The sequence below is a fragment of the Embleya hyalina genome (assembly GCF_003967355.1).
GTDB classification, from domain to species: domain Bacteria; phylum Actinomycetota; class Actinomycetes; order Streptomycetales; family Streptomycetaceae; genus Embleya; species Embleya hyalina.
Genome location: NZ_BIFH01000020.1, coordinates 178,704 through 203,902 on the forward strand (window position 1 = coordinate 178,704; position 25,199 = coordinate 203,902).

The following is a 25,199-nucleotide window of genomic DNA, read 5'->3' on the forward strand; positions in this document are numbered from 1 at the left end:
CACGGCGGGGCGGGTCGTGGAACGGCCCCCGGGCCGCTGCGTCGGGCTCGCCGGGCTTACGTGGGGGTCGGGGTGGGGCGGGTTGTGGACCAGCGCCGTTCGCCTTCCTGCCAGGTTTCGGTGGGGGTCAGGGCCGCCGCTTCGGCGACCGCGGCGGAAGCCGTGTTGGCCGGGTGGATGTGGGCGCGGATTTCGTCGATGCCCCGGGCCCGGAGCCAGGTCACCCAGGCGACCGCCGCCTCCTTGGCGATGCCCCGGCCCTGCCAGGGACTGCCCACCACCCAGGCCACGTCCGCGATCGGACCGGGACCCACCGTGGCCTGGACCGTGCCCACCAGGCACCCCCGGGACCGCAGCCGGATCACCCGGTTCAACCAGACCACGTCGGGATCCGGCGACCCCTTCGCCCACCGCGTATAGCGCGCCCGCAGCGCGTCCACATCCTCCGGCTCGCCACCGATGAAGGTATGCAGAGCCGGATCGCCCAGCACCCGCGCCATCTCCTCGGCGTGACCGACCTCGACCGGGATCAACTCCAGCCGATCGGTGACCACCGGCCCCGCCTCGTCCACGTTCATCGCCGCAGCATGCCGGCGTTCACGCGGCGATGTCGCCGCGATTTCGCCGCTCCCGCAACCGCAACTCCGATCCGATGCGGGCGACCGTGGCCGCCGGCCGCTCCCGTGCCTGGAGCGTCGGGCAGTGCAGCACGAGCCAGCTCTGCCCGGCGATGCTCCGAGGCCGCGCCCTGACCCACTGCCGGTCGTCGGTCAGCTCCACCCCCACCCGCTCCCCCGGCCAGGCGAGCGCGAAGCGCCGCAGGACCCGACCGAACGCCGACCGGATCTCCCAGCCGACCTCGGCCGCGGGCAACCCGGCGTCACGCAGCGCCAGCCGCAGCCGGGTCTCGTCCTCGCCCGCGCTGCGCCCGTCGGCCAGCCGCACCACCTCGGCGAGCCGATGCCGCCCCGGATGACCGGCGTAGCGCTCGACCAGCGCCGCCAACGCGTCGGGCGCGATCAGCCCGGCCCGCAGGAACCCGTCGAGCACCACCACGCCGGTCTCCCGATCCGAGGTCCGGACCAGGTCCGCCGCGGTCCGGGCGGGCGAGGTGACCGGAATCCCGGCCCGCCACACCGTCTCCCCCGGTCCGAGCGCCATGATCCGCGCCCGGCAGCCGTGCCGGCGGGGCAGAGCCGCCCCCACCGGCACGACCACCTCGATCGGCGCCGCGCGCCGGGTCTGCGTCCGGGGCCGCGCCGGAACCCGCACGCCGTGCAACCTCGCCGCAGTGCGCCCACAGACCACGGCCCCGCGGGGCAGAACCATGACCGCGGCCCGCGCTCGCACCTCCGGCGTGTCGTCGACGTGCGCGCCGACGTAGACCCCGTGTATGACCCGACGCACGTCGCCGTCGCGCACCAGGCGTCGGACGACCGACCGGCCGACCCCGTGGTGGGCCGCGACGGCGAGGGTGAAGGGCCGGGACAGCAGTGCGGAAAGATCGGTCGGCGTCATGCGGGCCAGTGTGCGCGCGCCCCCTCCACGCGCGCCGTCCGTCGTCCACAGCCCCCGGGATGGGTGTGACCATCACACCCGACCTGTGTACGACTTCGGCCCGGCCGCCCCCACGACCCGACCCCGGCCGACCCGCCGACGCCCCTTCCGCCTCCCGCCCGGCCCGCACCCGCTACTCGGTGCCGGTGTGCTCCGCCTGCCGCCCGCATCCCTTCTTCGCGCGATAGAGCGCCTTCCAGGTGGCCTCGTTCGTGACCCCCGACGGATCGAGGCCGTTGCACTTCTGCACCCACCGGACCCCGTCCGCGGTGGCCGCGTCGAACACCCCGGTCTCCGGCAACTCGCCGGGGGCTCCGGACCGCGTGTCGATCAGGCACTGCACCTGGGCGACCGCGTCGTCCCGATCCCCCTCACGCAGCTCCGGCCGGTTGTCCTTCGCCACGTGGTCGCAGCGCGGGGCGGCCGCCGCCGGCGAGACGGGGCCCGTCATCCCCGCGCCCAGACCCAGCGCCGCACACGAGCTCAGCGCGAGCGCCGCGACCCGCCCGCGCCGCGTCCGCCCGAACCCGGCGACCACCCGCCGCCCGGGCACCGAAATCGACACGCCCGACGGCGCCGGCGGCGGAGCGCCCCGTCGTGGGCCGCCGCAACGCCGGTTCCGCTGTACCGCATACATGTGTGCTCCTGACTGCCGATCCTGTCGACCGTGTCGACCTGTCCAGCGCCCGGAGAGCGGGTGCCCTCCGAACACGACCGACGTTAGGAGCCGGCAGCCGAGCCACCCATAAGTACGAGAACCCGACCTTCACACCACGAAAATGCCACAAATCACCCATATCACCTCCGTTTCACGCCACTGTCACCCTCCCCCGCGCCCCGACCGCCCCGACCGGCCTGACCGGCCCGCCGGCCCGACAACGCCGACCACGCCCAGCCCCCACCACCACCCCGCACATCCGGTCGACAACCCGCCACCCCCACCGACCACAAACGCCGACTCCCCACCCCGAACCACGCCCGGCCGCCCCCACCCCCTCCCCGAACCACGTGGGGCCCGCTACGAAGATTTCGTAGCGGGCCCCACGCAAAACGGTCGACGAGGTCTCAGACCTCCACCACAACCGGCAGGATCATCGGCCGGCGCCGATAGGTGTCCGACACCCACTTGCCCACGATCCGCCGCACCTGCTGCTGCAACTGATACGGCTCCGCCACCCCGTCGGCGGCCGCCTTCTGCAGCATCTCCTCGATCTTCGGGATCACCGCGTCGAACCGGGCGTCGTCGATCCCCGATCCGCGCGCCGTGATGGTCGGCCCGCCGACCACCTTGCCCGAGCTGGAGTCCACGGCGAGGAACACGGACACGAAGCCCTCCTCGCCCAGGATCCGACGGTCCTTGAGCGAGGACTCGGTCACGTCGCCCACGGACAAACCGTCCACGTAGACGTACCCGGCCTGCACCTTCCCGGTGATCTTGGCGACACCGTCGACCAGGTCGACGGTCAGCCCGTCCTCGGCGAGGACCACCCGGTCCTTGCGCACCCCGGTCTTGACGCCCAGATCGGCGGCGGCGCGCAGATGACGCCATTCGCCGTGCACGGGCATCAGGTTGCGCGGGCGCGTGAGGTTGAAGAAGTACAGCAGCTCACCGGCCGAGGCGTGGCCGGAGACGTGCACCTTGGCGTTGCCCTTGTGCACGACCTTGGCGCCCCATCGGGTCAGCCCGTTGATCACCCGGTAGACCGAGGTCTCGTTGCCCGGGATCAGCGAGGACGCGAGCACCACGGTGTCGCCCTCGACGATCCGGATCTGCTGGTGCGAACGGTTGGCCATCCGCGACAGCGCCGCCATCGGCTCGCCCTGCGAGCCGGTACAGACGAGGACCACCTCGTCCGGCGGCAGGTCGTCGAGCGTCTTGACGTCCACGACCAGACCGGCGGGGATCTTCAGATAGCCGAGCTCCCCGGCGATCTTCATGTTGCGCACCATCGAGCGGCCGACGAAGGCGACCTTGCGCTCGTAGGCGTACGCGGTGTCGAGCACCTGCTGGATGCGGTGCACGTGGCTCGCGAAGCTGGCCACGATGATCCGCTGGTCGGCGTCGGCGAAGACCCGGTCCAGCACGCCCGCGATGTCCCGCTCGGCCGGGATGAAGCCCGGGACCTCGGCATTCGTGGAGTCCACGAGCAGCAGATCGATGCCCTCGGTGCCCAGCCGGGCGAACGCCGGCAGGTCGGTCAGCCGGTTGTCCAGCGGCAACTGGTCCATCTTGAAGTCGCCGGTGTGCACGACGGTGCCGGCCTCGGTGCGGATCGCCAGCGCGAGCGCGTCCGGGATCGAGTGGTTCACCGAGATGAACTCGCACTCGAACGGCCCCAGCCGCTCGATGTCGCCTTCCTTGACCTCGAGGGTGTACGGCCGGATGCGGTGCTCGGTGAGCTTCGCCTCGATGAACGCGAGGGTCAGCTTCGACCCGATCAGCGGGATGTCGGCCTTCTCCCGCAGCAGGTACGGGACCGCGCCGATGTGGTCCTCGTGCCCGTGGGTCAGGATGACCGCCTCGATGTCGTCGAGGCGATCCCGGATCGAGCTGAAGTCCGGCAGGATGAGGTCGACTCCGGGCTGCTCCTCCTCGGGGAACAGCACCCCGCAGTCGACGATCAGCAGCCGGCCGTCGAACTCGAAGACGGTCATGTTTCGGCCGATCTCGCCGAGGCCACCCAACGGGGTGACCCGAAGGCCGCCCTTGGGCAGCACCGGCGGCGGGCCGAATTCGGGGTGGGGATGGCTCAAGTTCTCTCCTCGCCACGTGCCGCCGTCCGGCCGATCGATACTCGGCCGGACGGGAACGCGCAAAAGCTCGTGTTCGGCCCGAGCGGGTGTGGTACCCGCCCGGGGCACTACTTACAGATATTCCTGTTTACAGCTCTACCCCACCCGCCGAAAGATCCTGCCTCAGCTGCGCGATCTGTGCCTCGTCGGCCTCGATCAGCGGCAACCGCAGCGGCCCGGCGGGCAGGCCCTGCAATCCCAGTGCGGCCTTGGTGAGGATCACGCCCTGGGTACGAAAAATGCCGGTGTACACCGGAAGAAGACGCTGGTGGATCTCGCGCGCCTTGGCGACGTCGCCCGCCGTGAAGGCGTCGATCATCGCGCGGAGCTCCGCCGAAACGAGGTGTCCGACCACGCTCACCACACCGACCGCGCCGATGGACAGGAGCGGCAGGTTCAGCACGTCCTCACCGCTGTAGTACACCATGTCGGTGCGCGCCATCACCCAACTCGCCGAGGCGAGGTCGCCCTTCGCGTCCTTGTTCGCCACGATCCGGGGGTGCTCCGCGAGCCGGACCAGGGTCTCGGTCTCGACCGGCACGGCGCTGCGACCTGGGATGTCGTACAGCATCACCGGCAGCCCGGTCGCGTCGGCGACCGTGGTGAAGTGCCGGTACAGGCCCTCCTGCGGGGGCTTGTTGTAGTACGGGGTGACCACGAGCAGACCGTGCGCACCGGCGGCCTCGGCCTGCCGGGCCAGCTCGACCGAGTGCCGAGTGTCGTTGGTGCCCACGCCCGCGACCACGAACGCGCGATCGCCCACGGCCTCCAGGACCGCCCGGACCAGCTGCTCTTTCTCCGCGTCGCTCGTGGTGGGCGACTCGCCGGTGGTGCCGTTGACGACGAGTCCGTCGTTGCCGGCGTCGACCAGGTGGGCGGCCAGGCGCCGGGCGCCGGGGAGGTCGAGCGTACCGTCGGCCGTGAAGGGGGTCACCATCGCGGTGAGGACCCGGCCGAAGGGGGTCTGGGGGGTAGACGTCGGAGCCATGGCCCAAACCGTACCGGGCCCGTACCTGACCTGCGGGTAGCACCCGCCCTATGAGACCTCCACCGCCCAGGAGCCCGCCCCGCCGGCCCGAACGGCACCCGGACGAAACCGGGGACCGGGCCGAACGCGACAAGGGACCAGGCGCTGCCCGCTCGGGGGTTCGAGCAGCGCCTGATCTCTTTCAGTATCGACCACCACGGGCGAAACCTTAGGGATTCTGGCGAAAAATTTCCTATGTCACCCTATGTGCCGATTTGACCACTCGGACGGCTCAACCGGCCTCCGCCCCGCGCCCGACCGCCTCCATCCGCTCCGCGACCATCTCGATCCGGCGTGCGGCGGTGAAGGGGGTGCGGCGGCCGACAGGGCTAACCGCCGCTCGGAGCCGCGCTCGTCCCCGCGCCCGTCGGCGAGGAGCGCGGCACCACCACCGTGCTCGGCTGGGTCGACGGCCCCTCGGCGGGCCGCGTCGGGGCACCCGCCGGCAGCGCCGCGGATGTCGTGAAGGTCACCCTGTCCAGCCGGGACATGTACGGCTGCACCTGGACCTCCAGCCTCCCGACCAGTTCCCTCGGCACCGCGAAGTTGTAGGTGATCACCGTGTCGACGTTCAGCGCGGCCTGATCCGGGCCGCTGCGCGCCGGGCCGACCTTGGCGAGGGCGCACGGCAGCGCGTCCGGCCCCGCGTACAGGGTCACCTGGAACAGGTCGGCGACCAGGTTCGATCCGGTCCGGTTGCCGTAGCGGATCGGGATCGCCACGTCGACCGTCTCGCGCCGCTCGCCGGGCACGGCCGCCGTCCGGGTCACCGCCGGCGCCAAGGCGGTGACGGTCAGCCCGTTCGAGTAGGTGTGCGTCTGCTGCTTCTGTCCGGTCCGGCCGGACGGCGGCGGCGCGCCCGAGGGCGGCGGGGCGGCCGGTACGGAGCCGTCGGTCGGATTCTTGTCGGGCAGGTCCGGCGGATTGCCGGTGGGGCCCCCCGCGGCCGGCTTCGGCTTCTCGTCGTCGATCGTCGGACCCACCATGCAGCCGGTCGCGAGCACCGCGACCACCGCGCACACCGGGGCGATTCGTCGGACCCGGACCCCCATGACCATCCTCCGCTGCCGCGCCCACCAATCCTTGGCCGACAGCGTCGCACGCCGCGCACGGGGGCGAGAGCGCCGGTGGCGCGTGTCGCCCACCGGTGTGTGCGTTCGGCGAGCGGCGGACAGGAAACCGCCGAGCGCGCGAGAATCGGCCGAACTCGACGATGGGGGCACCACATGAGCGATTCCTACGTACGGCCGGCCCACGCCGGAGACGGCCCCGCCCTGGGCTCCGCACACGCCCGGGCCTGGCACGACGCCTACACCGGGGTGCTGCCCGCCGCGGCCCTGGCGGCGGCCACACCCGAGGCGTTGGCCGCCGAATGGGAGGACGCCGCGGTCGCGCCACCCTCACCGCGCCACCGCGTCCTCGTGGCCTGCGCGGGCTCCACCGCGGCCGGCTTCGCGGCCCTCGTCCCCGGCTCGGACGAGGATCTCGACCCGGCCCGGGCGGGCGAGTTGGCGATTCTCGTGATCGACCCGGCCCGACAGCGCGAGGGGCACGCCTCCCGGCTGCTCACCGCGGTCGTCGCGGACGCGGTGTCCGACGGCGTGGACACGCTGGTGACCTGGGTCCTGGAGAACGACAAGCCGCTCTACGACTTCCTGACCGGCGCGGGCTGGGCCGCGGACGGCGCCACCCGCGAACTGTGGGTGGACGAACCCGGCGGCGCGGTGATCCGCCAGGTGCGACTGCACACGGCGGTCTCCCCGACGCCCTGAGCGGAATCCGACCACGTTCGTCGCCCCACCCGGGGTCGATCCGTTTCCGCCCGACGGCAATCCCCGTGACACCGGCGGGAAATCGGCGGGCGAAACGGCCGACGAACACGGTGAAGACCACACCGACGTGCCATTGAAGTGGGTAAGTCAGCCGACTTAACGTGGGCGCCGTGAGCCGAACTCCGACCCGCGAGCGCCTTCTGCTCACCGCCGAGCGGCTGTTCGCCGTACACGGAATCGACGCGGTCTCGCTGCGCCGGATCAGTGTCGCGGCGAGTCAGCGCAACAATTCCGCCGCGCAGTACCACTTCGGCAGCAAAGAGGAATTGATCCGGGCGATCTTCGGCTTCCGGCTCGCGGCGGTCAACGGGCGCCGCGAGGACCTGGTCCGCGCACTGGTCCGGGCCGGCCTCGACCGGGACCCCCGGGCCCTGGCCGAGGCCATGGTGCGCCCGCTGGCCGAGCAGATCGACGTCGGGGGCAGCTTCTACCTGCGCTTTCTGGCCCGGGTGCACCAGCACCCGGGCGCCTCCGCCCACGCGCTGCCGGCGATGGGCCTGGAGGGCAGCTCACCGGAGTTCGCCCACCTGATCGACCTGGCGCTGGGACACCTGCCGACCGCCGTACGGCGCAACCGGTTGCGCCTGGGCGGCAGCCTGGCCGTGCACGCGACGGCCGATCGCGAGCAGCGCGTACACGAGGGGCAGGCGCACGACGTGTTGCCGCCCGCGGCGTTCGTGGAGGACCTGGTGGACGCGGTGGCGGGCATCCTGGCCGCGCCGGTATCGGCCCGGCTGCTCACCGCCCTGGACCCGACCGCCCTGAATCCGACCACCCCGCCACCGGCCGCGCCCCGCACGGCCGGGCCCGCGACACTCGACCGTCCGGCGGGGGTTTGAGGACACACCCTAGGCCGACGCGGCCGGCGCCCGGCCAGCGTGCAGGCGGATCGCGGTCAGCATGGCACGGCGCCCGCGCGCGTTGTCGCGCGCGTCGCCGTAGGCCACGGCCAGCCGGTACCAGCCCCGCCAGTCGTCGGGCGCGGCCTCCACCTCGGCCTTGCGCCGCTCGAACACCTCGTCGGCGCTGTCCCGATCGACCCGCCCGCCGGGGGTGCGGGCCAACTCGTCGGCCGGCAGCCCGCCCTCGGCCTCCAACTCGCGGGCCAGCCGCTGCATCGCGAAGCCGAAGCGCACCTCGCGCCAGATGTACCAGGCGCCCACCACCGGCACGAGCAGGATCGCCAGCCCGAGCACGATGGTGACCGGCTCCCCGTCGCGAATCGCGATCATCCCGCGACTGCCGACGAGGAACACGTAGAAGACCAGAACCGCGATCAGCACGAGCGCGGTGACACGTTGCCTCACGATGCTCAGCCCAGATCGAGGAAGTGTTCCAGGCCCACGGTCAGGCCGGGCGTGGAGACCACACGACGCACCCCGAGCAGCACGCCCGGCATGAAGGACGTGCGCTGGAACGAGTCGTGGCGGATGGTCAACATCTCGCCGTCGTCGCCGAGCAGCACCTCCTGGTGGGCGACCAGGCCGCGCAGCCGGACCGCGTGCACCGGCACGCCGTCGACCTTGCCGCCGCGCGCGCCGTCCGGGTCGTCCACCGTCGCGTCGGGCATCTCCCCGAGGCCGGCGCCCTCCCGCGCCTCGGCGATCAGCTCGGCGGTCCGGCGGGCGGTGCCACTGGGCGCGTCGACCTTGTTCGGGTGGTGCAGTTCGACGATCTCGACCGACTCGTAGAAGCGCGCCGCCTGGGCCGCGAACCGCATCATCAGCACCGCGCCGATGCCGAAGTTCGGCGCGATCAGAATGCCGGTCTCCGGGCTCTTCGCCAGCCACTCGCGCAACTGCGCCAAGCGGTCGGGGGTGAACCCGCTGGTGCCGACGACGGAGTGGATCCCGGCACCCGCGCAGTACTCCAGGTTGCCCATGACCACACCCGGATGGGTGAAGTCCACGGCCACCCGCGCACCCGCCTTCGCGAGGTCGGCGAGGTCGTCGCCCTCGTCGACGCGCGCGACCAGTTCGAGGTCGTCCGCCGCCTCGACGGCACGGCACACCTCGGTGCCCATGCGGCCGGCCGCACCGATCACACCCACCCGGATCGCAGTCATGATGTCGCGCACTCTCCCGTCAGCACAGTTCTTCGCCGCGATCGGCACCGCGGCCGATCGCGGCGCACCACTTCCGCGCCCGCCGACCCGCTCGCGACCCGGCCGGCACGGTTTCGCCGTCGTTCAGGCCGACGCGGCGACGAAGTCCGCGTCGTCGGCGAACGGTCCGACCACGGCCAGCGTGGGCCGTGCGGCGAACAGGACGTTCGCCACATCGTGGATCTCGTCGGCGGTCACCGCGGCGATCCGGGCCAGCACCTCGTCGACGGACAGGTGCTCGCCGTAGACGAGTTCGCTCTTGCCGATCCGGCTCATCCGCGACCCGGTGTCCTCCAGGCCGAGCACGGTCGAGCCGCGCAGTTGGCCGATCGCCCGATCGATCTCGTCCCGGGGCAGCCCGTCGCGCACCACCCGCTCCAGCTCGGTCCGGCAGATCTCGATCACCTGGCGGGCCTTCTTGGGTTGGCAGCCGGCGTAGATCCCGAACACGCCCAGGTCGGCGTAGCCGGAGTGGAACGAGTAGACCGAGTAGGCCAGCCCGCGCTTCTCCCGGATCTCCTGGAACAGGCGCGAGCTCATCCCGCCGCCGAGCGCGGTGTTGAGCACGCTGAGCGCGAACCGCCGATCGTCGTCGCGGGCCAGGCCGGGCATCCCCAGGACCAGGTGGGCCTGCTCGGTCGGCCGGTTGAGCACCCGGACGCTGCCGGCCGAGCGGGTCCCGCGACCGCCGACGCGCGGGGCCGCGGCCACCGCGTCCTCGTCCACCTTCACCTGCGCGAACGCCTTCTTGACCAGCCGCACCACCTTGGCGTGGTCGACGTTGCCGGCCGCGGTCACCACCATGTTCGGCGCCTTGTACCGGCGCCGGTAGTAACCGTTGATCTGGGTCCGGGTGAGCGCGTTGATCGACTCGACGGTGCCCAGCACGGGGCGCCCGAGCGGGGCGTCGCCGAGCATCGCGTCGTAGAAGAGTTCGTGCACCAGGTCGCCGGGCTCGTCCTCGTTCATCGCGATCTCCTCGAGGATCACGCCGCGTTCGGCGTCCACGTCCTCGGAGTCGATCAGCGAGCCGGTCACCATGTCGCAGATCACGTCGATGGCGAGCGGGAGGTCGGTGTCGAGTACGCGTGCGTAGTAGCACGTGTACTCCTTGGTGGTGAACGCGTTCATCTCACCACCGACGGCGTCCAGTTCCGCCGAGATCTCCAGCGCGTCGCGCTTCGCGGTGCCCTTGAACAGCAGGTGTTCGAGGTAGTGCGAGGTGCCGGCCAGGGCGGGGGTCTCGTCGCGCGAGCCCACCCCGACCCAGATGCCGAAGGTCGCGGAGCGCACGGACGGCATGTTCTCGGTGATCACCCGCAGGCCGCCGGGCAGGACCGTGCGGCGGACGGCGCCCACGCCGTCCGCGTCACGCAGCAGGGTCTTCGTGGAACCAGGCCGCTGCGCGGACGCGGCGGCCTGGTTCTTCGACGAGGAGGACGTCACTTGGCGGCAGCGTCCTCGGTGTCCTCGGCGGCGTCGCCTTCGCCCTCGATGACGGGGACGAGCGACAGCTTGCCGCGCTGGTCGATCTCGGCGATCTCGACCTGCACCTTGTCGCCGACCTTGATCACGTCGTCGACGTTCTCGACGCGCTTGCCACCGGCGATCTTGCGCAGCTGCGAGATGTGCAGCAGGCCGTCCTTGCCGGGCATGAGCGACACGAACGCGCCGAACGTGGTGGTCTTGACAACCGTACCCAGGTAACGCTCCCCGACCTCGGGCATCGTCGGGTTGGCGATCGCGTTGATCGTCGCCCGCGCGGCCTCGGCCGAGGTGCCGTCCGAGGCACCGATGTAGATCGTGCCATCGTCCTCGATGGTGATCTCCGCACCGGTGTCGTCCTGGATCTGGTTGATCATCTTGCCCTTCGGGCCGATGACCTCGCCGATCTTGTCCACCGGGATCTTGACGGTGATGATGCGCGGCGCGAACTTCGACATCTCGTCCGGAGTGTCGATGGCCTCCATCATCACGTCGAGGATGTGCAGACGGGCGTCCTTGGCCTGCTTGAGCGCCGCGGCCAGCACCGACGCGGGGATGCCGTCGAGCTTGGTGTCGAGCTGGAGCGCGGTGACGAACTCCTTGGTGCCGGCGACCTTGAAGTCCATGTCGCCGTACGCGTCCTCGGCACCGAGGATGTCGGTCAGGCACACGTACTCGGTCTTGCCGTCGACCTCGTCCGAGATCAGGCCCATCGCGATGCCCGCGACCGGCGCCCGGAGCGGCACACCGGCGTTGAGCAGCGACATCGTGGACGCGCAGACCGAGCCCATCGAGGTCGAACCGTTGGAGCCGAGCGCCTCGGACACCTGGCGGATCGCGTACGGGAAGTCCTCGCGCGCGGGCAGGACCGGCAGGAGGGCGCGCTCGGCGAGCGCGCCGTGGCCGATCTCGCGGCGCTTGGGCGAGCCCACGCGGCCGGTCTCGCCGACCGAGTACGGCGGGAAGTTGTAGTTGTGCATGTAGCGCTTGCGCGTCTCGGGCGAGAGCGTGTCGAGCATCTGCTCCATGCGCAGCATGTTCAGCGTGGTGATGCCCAGGATCTGGGTCTCGCCGCGCTCGAACAGGGCCGAGCCGTGCACGCGCGGGATGACCTCGACCTCGGCCGACAGGGTGCGGATGTCGGTCAGTCCACGACCGTCGATGCGCACCTTGTCGCGCAGCACGCGCTGCCGGACGAGCTTCTTGGTCAGCGAGCGGAAGGCGCCGCCGATCTCCTTCTCGCGCCCCTCGAACGCCGGGAGCAGCTTCTCCGCGGCCAGGTCCTTGACCCGGTCGAGCTCGCTCTCGCGGGCCTGCTTGCCGGCGATGGTCAGCGCGGCCGACAGCTCGTCGGTCACCGCGGCGGCCAGCGCCTCGAAGACGTCGTCCTGGTAGTCCAGGTAGACCGGGAACTCGCCGGTCTCCTTGGCGGCCTTCTCGGCGACCTGGACCTGGGCGGCGCACAGCGCCTTGACGAACTTCTTGGCGGCCTCGAGGCCGTCGGCGACGACCTCCTCGGTCGGCGCCTCCGCGCCGCCCTTGACCAGCTCGATCGTGCCGGTCGTGGCCTCGGCCTCGACCATCATGATCGCCACGTCGCCGTCGTCGAGCACGCGGCCCGCGACGACCATGTCGAACACGGCGCGCTCGAGCTCGGTGTGCGTCGGGAAGCCGACCCAGGTGCCGTCGATCAGCGCCACCCGGACGCCGCCGATCGGGCCGGAGAACGGCAGGCCCGCGAGCTGGGTGGACATCGAGGCCGCGTTGATCGCGACCACGTCGTACAGGTGGTCCGGGTTGAGCGCCATGATCGTCTCGACGATCTGGATCTCGTTGCGCAGGCCCTTCTTGAAGGACGGGCGCAGCGGACGGTCGATCAGCCGACAGGTGAGCACGGCGTCCTCGGACGGGCGGCCCTCGCGGCGGAAGAAGGAGCCGGGGATCTTGCCCGCGGCGTACATGCGCTCCTCGACGTCCACCGTCAGGGGGAAGAAGTCGAGCTGGTCCTTGGGGCGCTTCGAGGCGGTGGTGGCCGAGAGCACCATGGTGTCGTCGTCCAGGTAGACCACGGCGGAGCCGGCGGCCTGCTTGGCGAGCCGGCCGGTCTCGAAGCGGATGGTGCGGTTGCCGAACGTGCCGTTCTCGATGACCGCTTCGGCGAAGCTGATGTCGGGACCCTCCACGGGTGCCCTCCTCGTTCGTTCGAGGGAGGTCCGCGGCGCATGACGCCTGAGGGCCGACCGAGCCGGTCTTCGATCGAAGCACCCGGGTGCGTTACCCGGGGGCCACTACCGAGGACCGGCGCTGGAGGTCGGCGCCTTGGTCGCGACGCGGCGCTCCCAGTGTCTGTCGTTCGTCCTCGTCGTCGGGCTCGCGCGAGGCGCGGCCGACGTCGATTGTCTTGTTCTATCTCACCGCGGATGCCCGCGTGCGGAACACAGCCTACAAAGACCGCGTCCGGATACGGCGAAGGAGCGGCTTGTGCAAGCCGCTCCCCCGTCGTGTGTTGCTAGCGGATGCCGACACCGCTGCGGCGGATGCTCAGGCGGTCGGTCAGCGTGCGGTAGCGCTCGATGTCCTTCTTGGCCAGGTAGCCGAGCAGGCGACGACGCTGGCCGACCAGGAGCAGCAGGCCCCGGCGGCTGTGGTGGTCGTGCTTGTGCTCCTTGAGGTGCGCGGTGAGCTCGTTGATCCGGTAGCTCAGGATCGCGACCTGCACCTCGGGGGAGCCGGTGTCGCCTTCCTTGGTGGCGTAGTCGGCCATGATCTGCTTCTTCGTTGCGGTGTCGAGCGACACGTGTTCTCCCTCTGCAAGGTGGTGAGCGCCACCGGTCTTACTCACGGCGGCGACTGGGCTCACATGGTGCGGGCGTGCGGCCCGTGGGCAGCACGCATCCCGGGCACGCGGCTCCGGGATACGGACAACCCTAGCAGGAGCGCATCAGGCCGTGATGTTCCGCAGCTTGTCGTACAGATCCAGCACCGCCAGGCACAGCGGTACGACCGACACCATCAGCATGCCTTCGAGCACGTCCATCAGCCGCCCCCAGAAGGGGGACAGCCCGCGCGAGGGCACGGTGGTCGCCACGATCGCGAGCAGCGCGCCGACCACGCAGACCAGCGCGAAGATCCAGCCCTGGCGCTCCTTGTCCGCCATGCCGGTGTCCAGGGCCAGCCCGACGAACAACATCGCCAGGCCGAGCAGGCCGGCCGTGTACAGGACGGTGACCTGGGTGGTGTGCCGGAACAGGCGGGCCCGGCACAGGGTGACCAGGGCGAGCACGGCGGTCAGGGTCCGGGCCCACAGGGTGTCGACGCTGCCGAGCACCACGCAGGAGGCGACGAGCGCGGCGGCGCAGGCGCCGGCCAGGCCGCTGAGCACCTCGTGGCCGCGGCGGGCGCGGGCGGCGACGTCGGCGTGGTCGAGGGTGTCGCTCTGGCGGGAGGTCGGCGCGTCGGAGGGCAGGAAGCCGATCGGCAGCCGGGCGAGGCGGGCCGCCCAGGAGGGCAGGAAGGCGATCATGGCGAGGGCGACGGTGCCGGTGACCGCGGCGGCCTCGCGGGGGGCGCCGTCGACGGTGATCAGGCCGAAGGTGGCGAGCGTGCCCAGCGCGCCGGCGCCGGCGCCCGCGATATAGACGGCGCCGCGGGCGGGCAGCAGGGCGGCGATCAGGGTCGAGATCACGAGCACGGCTACGCAGGCGACCAGGAACTGGACCCGGCCCGGGCCCTCCCGTACGGGCGGCTCGATCAGGCCCAGGCCGGCCAGGAACGCGTTCGGCAGCGCGCCGAGGCCGAGCACGGCGCCGCCGGAGTGGTCCCCGTACACCCGGGCGCGCACGCCGGCGACCACGGTCAGCACCAGGGCCAGCGAGCCGCCGACGATGGCGGGCAGCCCGTGCGGCAGGGGGGTCGTGCGCCAGAGCACTACGGCGCCGAGGGTGAAGAAGACGGCCGCGCCGGACAGGCCGGCGATCCGCAACATCTCCGGCGTCCACAGCCGGTTGTCGCCGGTGACGGAGGTGGCCACCGAGTCGGCGACGTCGTCGTACACCGGCGGGGGCGGCGCGTCCGCGAGCGCCGTGAAGCGCAGCAGTTCGCCGTCGCGCACGTGTTGCGCGGCCAGCGTGAGCCCGCTGTCCAGCGCCTCGCCGTCGAGCCTGGTGAGCTGGAAGCCGGTGACCGTGCCGTTGCGCTGGGTCTGCCCCGACAGCCGCAGGATCTCGGGGTACAGCTCCGCGAGCGGGACCTCCTCCGGCAGCGCGAGGTCGACGCGACAGTCCGGTGCGATGACGGTGATCCGGGCGAACCCGGTGGTGACCGTCGTGGTCGTGGAGTTCACCTGTGCAGATCCCCCTGCTTGTAGCCGCCCCGTGTCCCACGGCCCCGAAGGCGCGGGACGACGACTCTATACGCCGGGCTCCACTCGACGGTGGCGCCGCACGGACCGGCCAGTAGTATGCGGCGCACACACAAACGGCCCATCGGCCCACCGTGTGTCATGGAGACGACCCTGACGGGGTGGGTTGACTCACATCACCTGCTCCTTTTCCGTGCTCTGCGGCGGGTTCGATCCGTGTCCGGGAACCTCGCGACGGATGAGGCTGATTCACCTTGACCGTGGTCATCGTCAAGCGCCCGCCCAGGGTGCTGCCTTCTCCTGTCCCGACGGAGGAGATCAAGCTCCAGTCGCCACCCGAGTTGGAGCGCCCGACCGATCAGAACTGGATCATGAGCGTGCTCCCGATGATGGGCATGCTCGGGTCGGCGGGCTTCTTCTTCATGCCGGGCGCACCCAAGATGATGATGGTCATGGGCGGCATGATGATGATCTCGTCGCTGGTCATGGTGGTCGCCAACATCCTCAAGTCGCGCGGCGGCAACCGGGTGCAGATGCTCGACTCCCGGCGCGACTACCTCAAGTACCTCGCCCAGCAGCGCAAGGAGGTCCGACGGACCGCCCGCAAGCAGCGCGACGCGCAGTTGTGGACGCATCCGGATCCGGGCCAGTTGTGGTCGGTGGCCGCGGGCGAGCGGCGGATCTGGGAACGCCGGGCCGGTGACGCCGACTTCGGGCAGATCCGGGTCGGGGTGGGTCAGCAGCAGTTGTCCACCCCGCTGGTGGCGCCGGACACCGCGCCGTTGGAGGAGTTGGAGCCGCTGTGCGCGGACGCCATGCGGCGGTTCCTGCGCACCCAGGCGACGCTGGACGATCTGCCGATGGCGGTCTCGCTGCGCTCCTTCTATCACCTGACCGTCTCGGGCGAGCCGGAGCGGGTGTATGGGCTGACCCGGTCGATGCTGGGCCAACTCGCGGTGCTGCACTCCCCCGACGACGTGCGGGTCGTGGTCGCGTGCGACACGAACTCGCTGCCGCGCTGGGACTGGCTCAAGTGGCTGCCGCACACGCAGCACCCGTCCCAGTCGGACGGCGCGGGCTCGGTCCGGATGATCGCGGGCGACCTCGGCGAGATCGAGGAGTGGCTGGCCGAGGAGTTGGCCGGCCGGTCGCGGTTCGCGGCCGGCGCGCAGCCGGTGCTGGACCAGCCGCATCTGGTGGTGGTGCTCGACGGCGGCGGGGTGCCGGCCAACTCGCTGCTGGCGGGCGCGGACGGGCTGCAGGGCGTGACCATCGTCGAGGTGGTGCCCGGGCCGCTGGACGAGTTGCGCGGCGGGCTGGCGATCATCGCCGAGGAGGACCGGCTGACGCTGGAGTCGACGGCGGGCGCGTACGAGGGGGTGCCCGACTTCCTGTCGGCGGGCGACGCGGAGGCGCTGGCCCGCAAGCTCGCGCCGCTGCGGTTGTCGGCGAACGACGACGACGAACCGCTGCTGGCCAACCTGGACTTCACCGACCTGATGGGCATCGGCGACGCGGCCCAGGTGGACGTGTCGCAGACCTGGCGGCCCAGGCCGCCCAACGACCGGCTGCGGGTGCCGATCGGGATCGGCCAGAACGGCGAGCCGATCATGCTGGACATCAAGGAAGCGGCGATGGAGGGCATGGGTCCGCACGGCCTGTGCGTCGGCGCGACCGGTTCCGGCAAGTCGGAGCTGCTGCGCACCCTGGTGCTCGGGCTGGCGACCACGCACAGCTCGGAGATCCTGAACTTCGTGCTCGCCGACTTCAAGGGTGGCGCGACCTTCTCCGGGATGTCGGACATGCCGCACGTGGCGGCGGTGATCACCAACCTCTCCGACGACCTGACCCTGGTCGACCGCATGCGCGACTCGATCACCGGTGAGCTGAACCGGCGCCAGGAGTTGCTGCGTTCGGCGGGCAACTACGCCAACATGCACGACTACGAGCGGGCCCGGGTGGCCGGCGCGGCCCTGGAGCCGCTGCCCTCGCTGGTGATCATCATCGACGAGTTCAGCGAACTGCTGACCGCCAAGCCGGACTTCATCGACATGTTCATCCAGATCGGCCGCATCGGCCGATCGCTCGGCGTGCACCTGCTGCTCGCGTCGCAGCGTCTGGAGGAGGGCCGGCTGCGCGGGTTGGACACCTACCTGTCCTACCGGATCGGGTTGCGCACCTTCTCCGCCGCCGAGTCGCGCGCGGCGATCGGCGTACCCGACGCGTACCACCTGCCGTCGGTGCCGGGCGCGGGCTACCTGAAGTTCGACACCGAGTCGATGGTGCAGTTCAAGGCCGCGTACGTGTCCGGCACGTATCGGGCCTCGGACCGGGTCCGGCGCAACCGTACGGGCTCGCCGATGCCGGTGCTGTTCGACAGCCGCTGGACGGCCGCGAACATGTGGAACCGGCAGCCGGACCTGCCGCCGGAGCCCGAGCCCGAGCCGGACGTCGACAGCGCGCTCGCGGACACCGTGCTGGACGTGATCGTGCGGCGGATGGTCAACCAGGGCCCGCCGGCGCACCAGGTGTGGCTGCCGCCGCTGGCCGAGTCCAACTCGGTCGACCGGATGTTGCCGCCGCTGCGGGTCACCGCGGAGCGCGGGTTGAGCTCGCCCGAATGGGGGGCGAACGGGCGCCTCGTGGTGCCGTTGGGCCTGGTGGACAAGCCGTTCGAGCAGCGCCGCGACGTGATGTACGCGGACCTGTCCGGCGCGGCCGGCCACGCGCTCGTGGTGGGCGGCCCGCGCAGCGGCAAGAGCACGCTGATGCGCACCATGATCACTGCGTTCGCGCTCACCCACACGCCGGCCGAGGTGCAGTTCTACGTCCTGGACTTCGGCGGCGGCGGGATGGTCGCGCTGAACGATCTGCCGCACGTGGGCGGGGTGGCGGGCCGGCTCGACGCCGAGCGGGTGCGCCGGATCGTCAGCGAGGTCAAGGGCATCCTGGATCGGCGCGAGGAGATGTTCCGGGTCAACAACATCGACTCGATCGACACCTTCCGCCGACGCCGTGCCGCGGGCACGCTGCCGGACGAGGCGTGGGGCGACGTCTTCCTGTTCGTCGACGGCTGGTTGACCCTGCGCAACGACTTCGACGCGCTGGAGGCCGAGGTCACCGACATCGCCACGCGCGGTCTGGGCTTCGGGGTGCACGTGGTGCTCTCCGCGTCCCGGCATCCGGAGATCCGGCCCGCGCTCAAGGACCAGATCCAGACCCGGCTCGAACTGCGGCTCGGCGAGACGATGGAGTCCGAGGTCGACCGGCGGTTGGCGGCGAACGTGCCCTCCGGCGCGCCCGGTCGCGGTCTGTCCCCGGACAAGCTGCACTTCCTGGCCGCGCTGCCCCGGATCGACGGCTCGTCGGCGGCGGAGGACCTGGGCGAGGGCATGGCGGCGATGGTCGGGGCGATCAAGGCGGCGTGGGCGGGCCCGCCCGCGCCCCCGGTGCGGGTGCTGCCGATGTTGCTGCCGTACGAGCAACTGCCGACGCCGGCGCAGGTGTCCGGTCGGGGGATCCCGATCGGTGTGGACGAGCAGACGCTCAGCCCCGTGTACCTGGACTTCAACGTCGACACGAACTTCGTGCTGTTCGGCGAGAGCGAGTCGGGCAAGACCAACTTCCTGCGGCTGCTCTCCCGGGGCATCGCCGAGCGGTACACCCCGGCCGAGGCACGGATCATCGTGTCCGACTACCGGCGCACGCTCCTGGACGTGGTCCCGGAATCGCACCTGCTGGAGTACGCGGCGGCGGCGCCGGCGCTGACCTCGTTCATGGGCGAGATCCGCGGCGGCATCGAACGGCGGCTCCCGGGGCCGGAGGTGACGCAGGAACAGCTGCGCAACCGGAGCTGGTGGAGCGGCCCGGAACTGTTCCTGCTGATCGACGACTACGACCTGGTGGCGTCCTCCAGCGGCAACCCGGTGGGCAGCATCGCCGAGTTCCTGCCGCTGGCCCGCGACGTCGGCCTGCACCTGATCATCGCCCGCAGCAGCGGCGGTGCGGGCCGCGCGCTGTACGAGCCCGTGCTGCAAAAGCTCCTCGACCTGGGCACGTCCGGCCTGATCCTGTCCGGCAACCGGGACGAGGGCGCCCTGATGGCCAACGTCAAGCCGACCCAACTCCCGCCGGGGCGTGGGCAGTTGATCACCCGACGGCGGGGCGTGGAGCTGATCCAGACGGCCTGGCTGCCGGACAACTGACGTCGGTATGCCGAAGTTCCCATCCGAATAGTTATAACGGAACGTCAGCCTCCTCTTGCGGTCCGCTGACCATTCGTGGATCAATGGTCAGCGCCGCGACGCGCAGGCGTGTCCGACGTCCGCCGGGGAGGGTCGCGGCCGAAGGTCACCAAGCCCGGGGGAAACGTTGGCTATGGCGGGATCCGGTTTTCAGATCAGCCTGGAGATGCTGGAGAAGTTTCAGGGGGCGTTGGAGGGAGTACTCGCCGATCTGGTCGGCGAGGATCCGGGGGCGAACGCGGCCGAACACGGGATCGGCGCGACCGACTTGGGCGTGTCCTTCGCGGAGGCCCCGATGATCGGCGGGGTGATCCAGGAGACCGCCACCCGATTGCGCGCGCTGATCGCCACACTGCACGACCAGATCACGGCGATGAAGTTGTCGATCAAGGTCAACGGCGCGAACACGGCCGACGTGGACGACGACACGCGCCGCGCGCTGAACGAGATCATGGCGCGGATCGGCCAGGGTGGACAGAAGCCGGTGACGACGGGGTCGACAACCAAGCCGGGTGGCAGGGTGGACCTGGAATGACACGACTACACGAGTCCGGCGTCGTGGGGGGAATCTGATGGTGCACGCGGACGGCGCGCCGACCGGGGGACCGGGCGGCGGCACCGACTTCGAGGGATACACGCTCGAACAATTACAGGCGATGATCGCCGGGGCGAACCCCTCGGCACTGGGCGTCTACGCCGACAAGCTGCACGGAACCGCACAACGCATCCAAACGGCCACCGACGGCCTCACCAAGTGCATCCAGGCCCTCAGCGGCGCCTGGGAGGGCCCGGCAGCGGAAAGCTTCCGAACGTGGGCCGGCGGCGTAACAGCCGCCGCCGCAGGCCTGGGCGACTACGTCTCGGCAGCCGGCACCCACGTCAACCACGTAGGCCAGCAAATCTTCGTAGCCAAGATGCGCATGCCGCAGGTGCCCCCGACAGTCCTGGCCACAGCCAACCAGGGCCCGGTAGCCGTCGTCTCAGCCGCCACAAACCCACCCCCAGGCGGCGCAGACCCCATCAAGGCCCACCAGGAAGCCAAAGCCCAGGTAGACGCAGCCCACCAAGAAGCAGTAACCCAAATGCGCACACTGGCATCGACCTACCGGGTAGCAGCAGCAGACCTAAAAGCTTTGCCTGCACCAGAATTTCCTCCACCACCGACCAACTTCGACCCGTCCTACGAGCAGACATCAGCCATTGACGGCCCTGGTGGCAGTCGCTCGTCCAACGCGGGCCCTTCCGGCGCCGTCCCGGGATCCGGGACGACCGGGAGGCCCAAGCAAGCTCCGATGAGCTCTGGCGCCTCGAAGCCCGGAATCTACTCGGCCCCGTTTGGATCTGTGCCTGGGTCAGTAAGTCCGACTGGCACTGAAGGTGGGGTAGCGCCGTACATTCCCCAGTCAACAAACCTGCAGGGGAATGGTCCCCTGACTGCATCAGATCCGACGAACGCTACCTGGGTCCCACCAACCTCCGGGGGCGGATCAAGTTCCAACAGCCACGTACTCACAAGCACTGCTCTGTTTCCAGACGGAAACCCTGTGAACCCTGCTGGTGGCGGTCGAATCAGCGGATTCCCTGGAACCATCGCGCGCAGCAGCGAAGGTCCGAACGTCAATCCCGGCAGCGCTCCGCGTGGTGGAAGTTCCGGAGGCGCAGTCACGCGCAGCGGAGGCACGCCGACCGGCATCCCCGGTGGCAGCACTGTTCCTGGGTCCACACCACGCGGGCCTAGCGTGCCCGGCGGTCGAGGTTCGTTCAGTGCGAGTCCAGGAGGGCCAGGAATTTCTTCCCCAGCTCAAGCAGCGACCCCCGGCACTAGTTCCAGCGCACGCATGCCGGGGATTCCTGGGGCCGCCGGAGCAAGTTCGCTACCGCCTCGGGAACGCGGCGGGGCGCCCAGTCGCAGACTGGCCAACTCGCGGGGTGGTTCAATCGGCAACGCATCGGGAAGTCCCTCCAACCGCAACTCACCGAGGTTGCAGGCTCTGGCAGCAGAGAGCGAGTCCTCCGGCACCGCGACTCCTCAACATCCCACTGGACAACCCGGTCAACGAACTCCGTTTACAGGAGGCGCACGATCCGAGCAGGTGCGCCGCCGCACGCCGCGCTCCGAGGAGGCGGACGACAATCCGTGGGATGGCCCCCGTCAACCCGGCGTCGTCCCACCGGTCATCGACTGATCAGCGCCCCTAAACCCGCCTTGGGAAGGACATCACAGCCGCATGAGCGGACGCCCCTACCGAGCCCAGCGTCTATTCGTCCTGCTCGGTACGCTGCTGGTACTCCTGGTCGGCCCAGGCTTTTTGGCATCAGCTCACGCCACGTCCGTACGCTCACAACAGTGGTATCTGGATAGCTGGAAGATTGACGAGGTCTGGAATACCACACGCGGGGCCGGGAGTATCGTCGCCGTGGTCGACTCCGGCGTGGACACCACTCACCCAGATCTAACTGGCCAAGTTCTGCCCAGCCTCAGCACGCCTGGAGATCGCGAGGGTCATGGCACGGGTATGGCGAGTTTGATCGCAGGCAGCGGACGTTCTGGCAACGGCGAGGGTGTTTATGGTGTCGCGCCAGCTTCGAAAATCCTGCCGTTCCAGGCGGTCTCTGGAATCTTCGGTGGAAATGATCCGAATTCTCTGGCGAACGGTATCAAGCTCGCGGCCGACTCACCGGCACGGATCATCAATCTCTCGGTCAGCTCATCGCAAGATTTTCCCGCTGCGCGCGAAGCTGTCTCATATGCGCTGGCTAAAGGAAAGCTGGTGATCGCAGCCGGAGGCAACGCTCCTAAGGAGCGTGATAATTCCCCTGTATATCCAGCCTCTTACCCCGGTGTCCTAGCCGTCAGCGCAGTAAATCGAGAAGGGAAACCAGCAAGTAATAGCGTACGAGGATCGTGGATTTCACTGTCAGCACCAGGTGAAGAAATTCCCGGTGCGTGCGCGGCCGAAACACGCTATTGCCTCAGTGTCGGATCCAGCGACGCAGCGGCCCTAACGTCCGGGGTGGCGGCGCTTGTGTGGTCGGTGCATCCGGATTGGACTGCCAATCAGGTCATTCGGCGGCTGATCGATACTGCCAACCGGCCTACCGAGCCGGTTCCCTCCGACACCTTCGGCTACGGGGCCGTCAGCCCCCGCAAGGCCCTTGCCGCCACCGACACGCCCGGGCCGGCCGACGTAAATCCGCTGGTCGGCGTGCGTGGGGACAAGCCGAGTGCGCCGCCGACGGCCGCCGCGTCCAGTGCCCCGACCGCAGCGGCCGCCCCGCCCACAAGCACCGCGCCGCCGGCGACCGCCACCGGCAGGTCCGACGACGGCAACAACCTTCTCGTCCCGATCCTCATCGGCACCGCAGCCGTCGTCCTCCTCGCCGCCGGCGCCACCATCGTCACCATGCGCCGCCGCCGAACCCGCGAACTCGCCTACCGCCAAACCCCCGTCGCGCCGCCCTGGCCCACCCCGCCGCCGCCCCACCCCCAAAGCCGCACGTACGACGGGTCGTAAACCGGTCCCCCGAAGGACGTCCCCACGTTCGTGCTCACGGCAAGCACGCGACGGCGGCGATCCGCCTACCCCGAACCCCCGCCCGGTTTCGCAAAGCAAGGGGAAGTCACCCAGACCGTGATCTGCTCGGGTGGCGACGTACTGCTCACCAGGATCCGAAAACCATCGGCCTCGTTGGTCCCGGAAACCTTCCCTCCCGGGCTCTCCGGAATGTCATAGATCTCGTCCCGCACAACCTTCACCCCCTGCGCCGTAAATGCATCGCGGACTCGGCGAAGGACCTCCACCTGGTGCGTGGGCGCCACGATCACGTTGTACATGTGCAGCAGCGAATAGGAATCGGCGTCGGAAACGCTTCCGTCGGGACTTTCACAGGGGCCGTCCTTGGAGGAGACGCCCTGTGGTGTGATCGGGGCACCGATGACGTCCAGCACGGCGCGGGCATGCCGCTCCGCGGTCGCCCGAGTGTCCTCCAGCGACTTGACGCGCAACGGCTCGTCGTTTTTCGACATATCTCCTCCGCATGCTGAACCAAAGACGACCAGACCGAGCACCAGAGCCAGGATTCGACCGGTCCTCATGACTTCGGCGCAGTCGGGAGCCGGCCGTGTTCGAGTTCCGGACGGCGAGCAGGGTTGGGATCGTCGTAGAGCCCCATGATCACTCTTGCCTGATTCTCGAGACTCGAGCCCGGTTGATCGCCATTCATGTTCCAGTAGCTACTGTGATCGCCCGGTGATGCCACGAGCCGATTTCCACCGAATTCCTTGTCGTGCGGCAGAGTCTTCCCGTGCTCGGCCTGCCATCCGGCGTGGCTTGCCGCGCCCAGTCCGGGTATTCCGTCGTCGCCCGCGACCTCGGCCCAAAAGTGGCGAGGATCGATGTGCAGGTCATCCGCGCTGTCGGTGTGCGTTCCGGGGCTCCCCGCCACGATCATGTCGTCGACGGCTATGCCATTGCCCTGCCGCCCGGCATCGCCCAAGAGAGAAGATCCATAGCTGTGTGCGACGACACTGATGTGATGGTCCGTGGATTGAGCACGCAGGCCACCGACGAAGGAATCGAGACGCGGCGCTCCCTCCGCTGATCGATCCCAGCCGACGACGCTGGAGACTTTCGATTCCCAAGGCTTGTCGATCCCACCGAAGGAAGCTTCGGGCGCGTCGTAGTCCAGCCAGAAAACCGACGCCACATCACCCGTTTGGGGAGTCAGTCGGTCGGAAGCATCCTGAATCTTGTCGAGGCGCTTCATCTGCCCCTCCAGACCGCCCGCCACGTCGGTATTCGTACCGGGCACCAGGATCGCGGTGTTCCGCGCCAGGTCCGGATTTCCGATCGACATGACCACCTGCCCGTCGAGAAACTTGTTGCCGAACTTCAGCAACAGTCTTCCCGAGTCGTCCGCGGCACATGTTCCATTCTTCGTCAATGCCGATTGAATAGCCTGGAGATTCTTGATCTCCCGGAATTCACTCTCACTCGTCGGCCGTCCCGACAAATCGGCCAGTCGTGCATCGAGCGCCCTCCGATTCGCCTTGTCACGGTCGGTGGCCGGAATCCCGTCCAGGCTCCCGATCTCGTGGGGATAGCTGCTCAGGTAGAGGCTCCGCTGCTCCTCGGTCAGCCCTCTCCACCAGGCTGCCGATCGGACCGGGTCCATGTCCTTCGGAAGGCCGTTCACACCACGGAGAGCGGCGACGCGTCGAGCGTCCTCCTCGGCGTTTTCCCACGAGTTCAGCGCGGTCGCCGCGACATCCGAGGGATTGAGCACGGCCGGCACTCCGGCAAGCTTGTCATCCACCTCGCAGGCCTGACGAATGATCGCGTCCAGGCGCCGCTTGTATTCATCCAGCAGGGCTTGCGTTCCGGCCGGATCGCCGGACACGGCCCCTCCGCCCTCCGCGCCGGGAGGTGCGGCGACATTGAGGACGTAGCTTCCACCGGAATCCGAGACCTTTATCCCGGCCGCCTCCGCCTCCCGCAGGGCAGTCAACAGGGCGGTCTGGATGACAGGCATCTCGGCCGCTGCCTGATCGGCAGCGGATCCGATCGACCGGGCCTGCATCGCGGAGAGGGCAATCTGTCGAACGACACGTTCGAGATCCTTGTCGGCGGTCTGCGCCGACATACCTTTCCACCCGGCCTGCTCGACCACGTCGTTGACGCCGGTCCGAAAAGATATCTCCAAGTCGTGCAGGCGGGTGGTCGCCTTGTTCCAGGCAGCGGCAAACTCACGCCACCCATCGAACTTCGCATCCCTGAGTTCGACGAAGCCGACCATG

19 protein-coding genes are annotated in these 25,199 nt (G+C 69.8%); 5 read left to right on the forward strand and 14 right to left on the reverse strand.

Going from position 1 to position 25,199, the window contains the following annotated elements:
• Window positions 1-56: 56 nt before the first annotated feature.
• The 6 genes from EMA17_RS19845 to EMA17_RS19870 all read right to left on the reverse strand — a co-directional run bounded on the left by EMA17_RS19845 (window position 57) and on the right by EMA17_RS19870 (window position 6,429).
• Window positions 57-578, reverse strand: a complete 522-nt coding sequence (locus EMA17_RS19845; RefSeq protein WP_126638409.1) for a GNAT family N-acetyltransferase — start codon at window positions 576-578, stop codon at window positions 57-59.
• 19 nt (window positions 579-597) lie between these two features.
• Window positions 598-1,518 carry a type IV toxin-antitoxin system AbiEi family antitoxin domain-containing protein gene (locus tag EMA17_RS19850; RefSeq protein WP_126638410.1) on the reverse strand — a complete coding sequence of 307 codons (921 nt, stop codon included), beginning with the start codon at window positions 1,516-1,518 and terminating at the stop codon, window positions 598-600.
• A 172-nt stretch (window positions 1,519-1,690) separates the two neighbouring features.
• On the reverse strand, window positions 1,691-2,122 hold the full coding sequence (locus EMA17_RS19855; protein WP_126638411.1) for a peptidoglycan-binding domain-containing protein: 432 nt from the start codon (window positions 2,120-2,122) through the stop codon (window positions 1,691-1,693).
• Window positions 2,123-2,622: 500 nt separating this feature from the next.
• Window positions 2,623-4,311: a ribonuclease J gene (locus EMA17_RS19860; RefSeq protein ID WP_126638412.1), complete on the reverse strand. Its 1,689-nt coding sequence runs from the start codon at window positions 4,309-4,311 to the stop codon at window positions 2,623-2,625.
• Window positions 4,312-4,438: 127 nt separating this feature from the next.
• Entirely contained in the window at window positions 4,439-5,338 is a 900-nt protein-coding gene (gene dapA, locus EMA17_RS19865) for a 4-hydroxy-tetrahydrodipicolinate synthase (RefSeq protein WP_126638413.1), read from the reverse strand.
• Between the two features lie 368 nt (window positions 5,339-5,706).
• Window positions 5,707-6,429 (reverse strand): hypothetical protein, encoded by a 723-nt coding sequence (locus tag EMA17_RS19870; RefSeq protein ID WP_126638414.1) that lies wholly within the window; start codon window positions 6,427-6,429, stop codon window positions 5,707-5,709.
• A 174-nt stretch (window positions 6,430-6,603) separates the two neighbouring features.
• On the opposite strand from EMA17_RS19870, the gene EMA17_RS19875 reads away from it, so the two are divergent.
• Entirely contained in the window at window positions 6,604-7,149 is a 546-nt protein-coding gene (locus EMA17_RS19875; RefSeq protein ID WP_126638415.1) for a GNAT family N-acetyltransferase, read from the forward strand.
• A gap of 170 nt (window positions 7,150-7,319) precedes the next feature.
• Window positions 7,320-8,048 (forward strand): TetR/AcrR family transcriptional regulator, encoded by a 729-nt coding sequence (locus tag EMA17_RS19880; RefSeq protein WP_160161473.1) that lies wholly within the window; start codon window positions 7,320-7,322, stop codon window positions 8,046-8,048.
• Between the two features lie 9 nt (window positions 8,049-8,057).
• Here the strand turns inward: EMA17_RS19880 and EMA17_RS19885 are convergent, their stop codons facing one another.
• The 6 genes from EMA17_RS19885 to eccD all read right to left on the reverse strand — a co-directional run bounded on the left by EMA17_RS19885 (window position 8,058) and on the right by eccD (window position 15,140).
• Window positions 8,058-8,516, reverse strand: a complete 459-nt coding sequence (locus EMA17_RS19885; RefSeq protein ID WP_126638417.1) for a hypothetical protein — start codon at window positions 8,514-8,516, stop codon at window positions 8,058-8,060.
• 5 nt (window positions 8,517-8,521) lie between these two features.
• Complete coding sequence (gene dapB, locus EMA17_RS19890) at window positions 8,522-9,274, reverse strand: 4-hydroxy-tetrahydrodipicolinate reductase (RefSeq protein ID WP_126638418.1); 753 nt, start codon at window positions 9,272-9,274, stop codon at window positions 8,522-8,524.
• A 123-nt stretch (window positions 9,275-9,397) separates the two neighbouring features.
• Complete coding sequence (locus EMA17_RS19895) at window positions 9,398-10,759, reverse strand: M16 family metallopeptidase (RefSeq protein WP_126638419.1); 1,362 nt, start codon at window positions 10,757-10,759, stop codon at window positions 9,398-9,400.
• Window positions 10,756-12,981 (reverse strand): polyribonucleotide nucleotidyltransferase, encoded by a 2,226-nt coding sequence (locus EMA17_RS19900; protein WP_174861397.1) that lies wholly within the window; start codon window positions 12,979-12,981, stop codon window positions 10,756-10,758. Before EMA17_RS19900 ends, EMA17_RS19895 begins: the two co-directional genes overlap by 4 nt.
• 326 nt (window positions 12,982-13,307) lie before the next feature.
• Window positions 13,308-13,595: a 30S ribosomal protein S15 gene (gene rpsO / locus EMA17_RS19905; RefSeq protein WP_020553079.1), complete on the reverse strand. Its 288-nt coding sequence runs from the start codon at window positions 13,593-13,595 to the stop codon at window positions 13,308-13,310.
• 144 nt (window positions 13,596-13,739) lie between these two features.
• A complete protein-coding gene (gene eccD / locus EMA17_RS19910; protein WP_126638420.1) occupies window positions 13,740-15,140 on the reverse strand; it encodes a type VII secretion integral membrane protein EccD in 1,401 nt (466 codons plus the stop codon).
• A gap of 272 nt (window positions 15,141-15,412) precedes the next feature.
• Between eccD and eccCa the strand changes: the two genes are divergently transcribed.
• From eccCa to EMA17_RS19925, 3 genes are all read left to right on the forward strand, one after another.
• Window positions 15,413-19,363 carry a type VII secretion protein EccCa gene (eccCa, locus tag EMA17_RS19915; protein ID WP_126638421.1) on the forward strand — a complete coding sequence of 1,317 codons (3,951 nt, stop codon included), beginning with the start codon at window positions 15,413-15,415 and terminating at the stop codon, window positions 19,361-19,363.
• Between the two features lie 172 nt (window positions 19,364-19,535).
• Window positions 19,536-19,937 carry a hypothetical protein gene (locus tag EMA17_RS19920; protein ID WP_126638422.1) on the forward strand — a complete coding sequence of 134 codons (402 nt, stop codon included), beginning with the start codon at window positions 19,536-19,538 and terminating at the stop codon, window positions 19,935-19,937.
• Window positions 19,938-21,630: 1,693 nt separating this feature from the next.
• Window positions 21,631-22,917 (forward strand): S8 family serine peptidase, encoded by a 1,287-nt coding sequence (locus tag EMA17_RS19925; RefSeq protein WP_126638423.1) that lies wholly within the window; start codon window positions 21,631-21,633, stop codon window positions 22,915-22,917.
• A 65-nt stretch (window positions 22,918-22,982) separates the two neighbouring features.
• Here EMA17_RS19925 and EMA17_RS19930 read toward each other — a convergent pair whose 3' ends face one another.
• Window positions 22,983-23,429, reverse strand: coding sequence for a hypothetical protein (locus tag EMA17_RS19930; RefSeq protein ID WP_126638424.1), 447 nt, complete (start codon window positions 23,427-23,429; stop codon window positions 22,983-22,985).
• Window positions 23,430-23,494: 65 nt separating this feature from the next.
• A complete protein-coding gene (locus EMA17_RS19935; protein ID WP_160161475.1) occupies window positions 23,495-25,198 on the reverse strand; it encodes an alpha/beta hydrolase in 1,704 nt (567 codons plus the stop codon).
• Between the last annotated feature and the right edge of the window lies 1 nt (window position 25,199).